Source organism: Syntrophomonas sp. UBA5494 (assembly GCF_002426325.1).
Genome location: NZ_DIPG01000031.1, coordinates 59,630 through 64,663, shown reverse-complemented (window position 1 = coordinate 64,663; position 5,034 = coordinate 59,630). Strand labels below are relative to the sequence as shown.

At 45.3% G+C, this 5,034-nt stretch carries 6 protein-coding genes; 3 read left to right on the top strand and 3 right to left on the bottom strand.

The genetic code is table 11. The features are described from left to right. Positions 1 to 389: 5' nucleotidase, NT5C type (locus B3W37_RS03350; protein WP_483174772.1), on the bottom strand; the 389-nt coding region annotated here is incomplete at its 3' end. Between the two features lie 244 nt (positions 390 to 633). On the opposite strand from B3W37_RS03350, the gene B3W37_RS03345 reads away from it, so the two are divergent. From B3W37_RS03345 to B3W37_RS03335, 3 genes are read left to right on the top strand one after another with little or no spacing between them, the layout of a single operon-like run. Further along, positions 634 to 1,035, top strand: a complete 402-nt coding sequence (locus B3W37_RS03345; RefSeq protein WP_483174771.1) for an ATP-binding cassette domain-containing protein — start codon at positions 634 to 636, stop codon at positions 1,033 to 1,035. A gap of 4 nt (positions 1,036 to 1,039) precedes the next feature. After that, positions 1,040 to 1,759 carry an ABC transporter permease gene (locus B3W37_RS03340; RefSeq protein WP_483174770.1) on the top strand — a complete coding sequence of 240 codons (720 nt, stop codon included), beginning with the start codon at positions 1,040 to 1,042 and terminating at the stop codon, positions 1,757 to 1,759. Beyond that, a complete protein-coding gene (locus B3W37_RS03335; RefSeq protein WP_483174769.1) occupies positions 1,756 to 2,289 on the top strand; it encodes an ABC transporter permease in 534 nt (177 codons plus the stop codon). The genes B3W37_RS03340 and B3W37_RS03335 overlap by 4 nt, the downstream gene beginning before the upstream one ends. A gap of 45 nt (positions 2,290 to 2,334) precedes the next feature. Here B3W37_RS03335 and B3W37_RS03330 read toward each other — a convergent pair whose 3' ends face one another. Further along, positions 2,335 to 4,452, bottom strand: coding sequence for a diguanylate cyclase domain-containing protein (locus B3W37_RS03330; protein ID WP_483168511.1), 2,118 nt, complete (start codon positions 4,450 to 4,452; stop codon positions 2,335 to 2,337). Between the two features lie 231 nt (positions 4,453 to 4,683). Then, positions 4,684 to 4,860, bottom strand: coding sequence for a hypothetical protein (locus B3W37_RS03325; RefSeq protein ID WP_481040128.1), 177 nt, complete (start codon positions 4,858 to 4,860; stop codon positions 4,684 to 4,686). Positions 4,861 to 5,034: the final 174 nt, after the last annotated feature.

Below are 5,034 nucleotides of genomic sequence, written 5' to 3'. Positions count from 1 at the left end.
CTGAAATAATGCATATTGTCGGTGGCATTGAGGATAAGACGATCGTATTCGACGCCGTTTTGAGCCAGCCAGCAGGTAGTAACCGCTTCCACCTGTGGGAACTGCCGGTTGCGGGATGTTATGAGTATGATCTCATGCTGCTGCTTTAACTGGCGGATGACTTCGATGGCCTGGTCTTTGGGCCGCATTTCACGATAGATGTGACCCAGGTAATTGGAAAGAAATTCATCAGCCACGGCTTGATCCCAGCCCAGGGCATCTTCCAGATAATAATAGCGCGGGTCGGGTATAGTGTTGAGCCCCCGCGGCTCACCGAATATTCTGGCATAGTGCATAATCATTTCGGTGGTATGTGTGATCGTGTTGTCTATATCAATACCAATAATCATCGGCTAAAGGCTCCTTCTCCCCTGAATTCGGCTTCACGGCCCTATGACGGCCCTTCTCTGACTGTTGCGCAGAAGCCTGACGGCACCTTTATGTTAACACAAATCGGGTGATTAATCCGGAGATTAGATGGCCGGTGCTTGCGTTTAGCGAAACATTTACAAAACTGCTTTATAACGGATCTTGTTGTTACGCTTGTCCCTTCTGCGTAATGTACGGATTTCTTTTTATAAGCTATTGTAGGATATGTTTTTCCTGCTTTTATGCAATAGGCTTGATGAAGTAAGAAAGCGTATCGGCTTGCTCCCACAGGACACGGCTCTTTATCCTGAGCTTTCCGCAAGGGACAATCTCTCATTTCACGCCTCTTTATATCTTTCCGATCTGACGGATATCAACAAGAGGATTGACGAGATTTTATCACTTGTGGATTTAACAGAGCGCGCCAATGAGCCGGTAAAAAATTTTTCAGGCGGAATGAGCAGACGGCTTGGAATTGGCAGGGCTTTGCTCAATGACCCCAAAATTTTGCTTCTGGATGAACCAACGCTAGGCGTGGATGTTCAAAGCACCCATAAAATATGGGAGTACATCCGCAATCTAAAGGATAACAGGGAGGATTGTTCACTATCTCAACGACGTCAATGAAAATATGACCAAAAATTTCAGAAACCGCCTTGACGGTGCATTGGTCAGCTATATCGATTCGTTGCGAAACGGCGGAAATATTATCATTGCCGAAACAACGGTGTATGAACAGGATATCCCCTGGGATACGGGATTCGGGGTAAGTGTTTTCGTGTTTGGATTAGTGCTCTCAGGGCTTCTATTCGGTATGTTATCCATGACAAGCGAATGGGAAAATAAAACAACGAAATTACTGAAACTTTCACCCTATCCTGCGGGAATTACGGCAACAGGTAAAATAATTGCCAATATTATCAAATGCTTTGTTTCGGGCCTTGTATTTCTCATCATCTTTTTCCTGATTTCCAAAGCTTTACCTGTTCACACCCTGCCATTTTCACTTTCTTTATTACTGGTTTACGGCATATTTGTCTGTGTCGGCATGTGCATTGGTATTTATATCAAATCGACACTGACAGCCTTTTTGATATCCATTGCGACCGCATTGGCCCTTTGGGTTGGCGGCGGCGGTTTCGGTCCGCTTTCCTATTTCGGAGATATTGCCAATGCTTTGGGAAGCATAAACCCTGCGACTTACGCCATAGAAGTTGTTCGATGGTGCTATTTCAATGGCAATGTTAATCTCGCTGCCGGTTTTACCTTTTTGAGCCTTGCATTTATTGCAGCGTTTTCCTTGATTATTTTTATATATACAAGATGGGTACGCAGTGAGGAGGTCAGATGATGAGAGTATTTACAGCGGAATTAAAAAAACTATTTTTACTGTTCAAAGCCGACCCGAAGTCCATTGTGGCGGGAATCATCGCCCCTACCATCATTCTCCTTGTCTTTGCCCTTACCTTCGGCAATTTTACAGCACTGAAACTGGCTTTTGTCAATGAGGATAGCGGGACTTACGGAACGATGCTTGAAACATCCATCTTCACCCAGATTTCCCCCTTGGGGCAGAATCCATATTTTGAAGCAGTGGAAGCAGACTATGATACGGCGTTTGACCTATATGCCCAAGGAAAAGTAAACGGCGTGGTCGTTGTCGGTGAAAGATTTAGCGCCGACCTACAAAATGGGAAAAACACAAGTATCGAATATCACTTTAACAATTACAATACCGATATGGCCAAAAACTTGCGGCTGTATCTGACCGAAGGGATACTGGATTTCTACCGCGTAACTGATCCAAGGCTTTGCCGAAGGCTGGCTGATTATGGCAGGCTATATGATTTTGACCATGGTAGCAGCGGCTTATGTGTATAGGAAAAAACTTGCCCGAATGGTGGGGTGAGGAATATCAGATAAAAGTCATAACGCCGCATCCTTTATGGAAAGTTCTGAATCGGGGGCGGTCGAGTCCCGGTCACTCTTTCTGAGCATATGCAGGAATTTGGCCACCAGTGCCGGATCGAATTGTGTCCCCGCGTTGTTTTCAATTTCTGCCAGGGCTTCTTCCTCTGACATGGCTTTCCGGTAAGGGCGATCATTAGTCATAGCGTCGTAAGCGTCGACTATAGCTAAAACGCGGCATTCCAGGGGAATATCTTCGCCTTTGACACCCAGCGGATATCCCCTGCCGTCCCAGCGCTCATGATGTTTGAGGATCAAGTCCGAGATGCTGCTCAAGTCCGGAATGGATTGAGCGATGCGGTAGCCGATCTCACTGTGGCGCTGCATTTCCAGCCTTTCGATTTCAGTGAGTGTTCCCGGTTTGAACAGTATTTTATCAGAAATACCAACCTTGCCGATATCATGGAACTGGGCCAGAAGCTGCAGATTGGTGAGCATGTTGGACCTTAGACCGACATAAGTGCCCAGATTCCAGATCAGCTCCCGCATCCGTTCGGCATGGCCTTCAGTGAGGAAATCACGGGCCTCCAGGGTCTTCATCATGCCCTGCACCATGCTGCTCCTGAAACTCTGGATATGATTCAGTTTTTCACGGTACATGTTATCGTCCGCTTCTTTATACAGTTCATTGATATCGTGAAAATCAGAGCTGGAAATGGCAAAGCCGATAGAAATACTGATCATTATCTGGGGGTTATTGCTGTTGCATTGTTTTACCGCCCGGTTTATGGCGGCACAGATTTCATGGATCTGGTCTCTGTTGTTATGAGGTATCAAAACCGCAAATTCATCTCCCCCGATTCGGGCCAGCTTGAGGGAATTGTCTAAAGCCGACTGTATGATGGAGGCCGATTTGATCAATAACCGGTCCCCGGCCTCATGGCCAAAGGTGTCGTTGATCAGTTTCAGTCCATCGACATCGCATACGATAATACTGCTGCTGCCTTTTCTCTGCCGCATTTGCTGCTCGAAATAGGTGCGATTGTACAGCCCGGTCAATGGATCGTGAAGGCTTAAATACTTGAGCTGCTGTTCTTTGGTTTTACGCTGGCTTATTTCGGCCTGCAGTTCTTTAACCATGGTTTTGTCCTGGCAAATGAGTAATATCCCTATCAGGTTGCCGCCCTGATCTTTTATGGATGAAATGCTCACCTTGACGGGCAAACCTGTGTTTTGCCGGGTCTTGAGGAACAGTTCTTCTCCCCATATATAACTGGGCCGGCCTTTGATCTCCCTTAAAATATCCGCAAAATCTAAATTGATAATACTGTTGACAGGTTTTCCGGTTATTTCCCTTTTGTCAGTACCCAGGGCCCTTTCACCAGCCTGATTCATATCTGAGATCTCGCCCTGTGAGGTTAAAACCAGGACGATTTCATCGATTTTACTGACGATGTCTTCAGCGCTTATCAACGAAGATACGCTCATAAAGCGGTACTTCGCTTTGACGTACCAGATGGCGAATACCAAAATCAGAAATATAAATTGATCGACGCAGGGATAATCCGGTATGAGCCTGGTCAATATCAGGTCATTGACCGCTCCGATCACAAAAGCGGCGGCCGCAAAGCTGAGAATGATTGCCGACTGTTTCTTTTCTCTTTCCGAAGAGGCGGAGCGCTTCCAGTGCACAACCAAAAGCAAGCATATGAACAGGTAAAGATAGGCGTAGGCATATTCGACTTGTTCGAGCAGCAAAACTGTCGGGTTGTCCCGGAGCGAGTAATTGTTAATCAATAGCTCATAAAAGCTTAATAGTATCCCGGGCAGAAACACCGCCATCTGTTTGACGGGTTTATCCACATATTTCTCTTGGCGGCTGATAATCAGCGCCATAATTAACATCAACCCAGGGTAATTCAACCATCCTAATTCGGCAATCTGACCGAACAAATAGGCGTTGGCCGGATCTATAGAGCTGAATACCATCAGCTCGAAAAAGATATTATGGGCAAATAACAGGCACACCGCCAAAAAGAGGCGGTTTAAATTTTCCCGGGGGTTGGTGTTATAGGCATGAAACCCCATGAATAGGTATACCAAGAGAGCCGTATAATTGAGCAAAATTATCAGCATCAAAAGAACTCCTTGAAATTATAAAAGGCAGATATATATTATATATAAAATTATCGTAAAGTTTGACAAAAAACCACAGAGTTTGAATTATAAAAGGAGAAATGAAAGTTTTTTTATGATTTTGGAAAGGTTTTAATTCAAGAGGCGATCGTCAGACCGCCTCTTGAAAATGCCTGAACCCTTCGCTGAGCGATAAGGGATTCGTACGGCGGGGGAGCTGTTTTTGAAAGCCTAGTAGCAGTCATTCTTGCCGGCGCGTTTAGCCATAATGTAAAGTCCGGTTATGGCAGCGGCATGCAAGGCCCACCATCCAGGTTGCAGAAAACTATAGGTGCCGGGGTCGGCTTTATCATTGCCCATCATTTTTCTTATCGCAGAATTACGGCGATCCATTAAATCGGACAGCAAATTGAATCACTCCTTTCTTTTGAAGCTGTATAAATCTTACGCCATTATTTTTCCCCGCCGGCGATTTAAATCGTTAGGCAAATTCTGACCGTTTTGGATGCTTGGGGATTAAATGCTTGCAGTAAAAAAATTTTTATGTTATCAATGGCATTAGACTGGAAAATCGTACCTGTT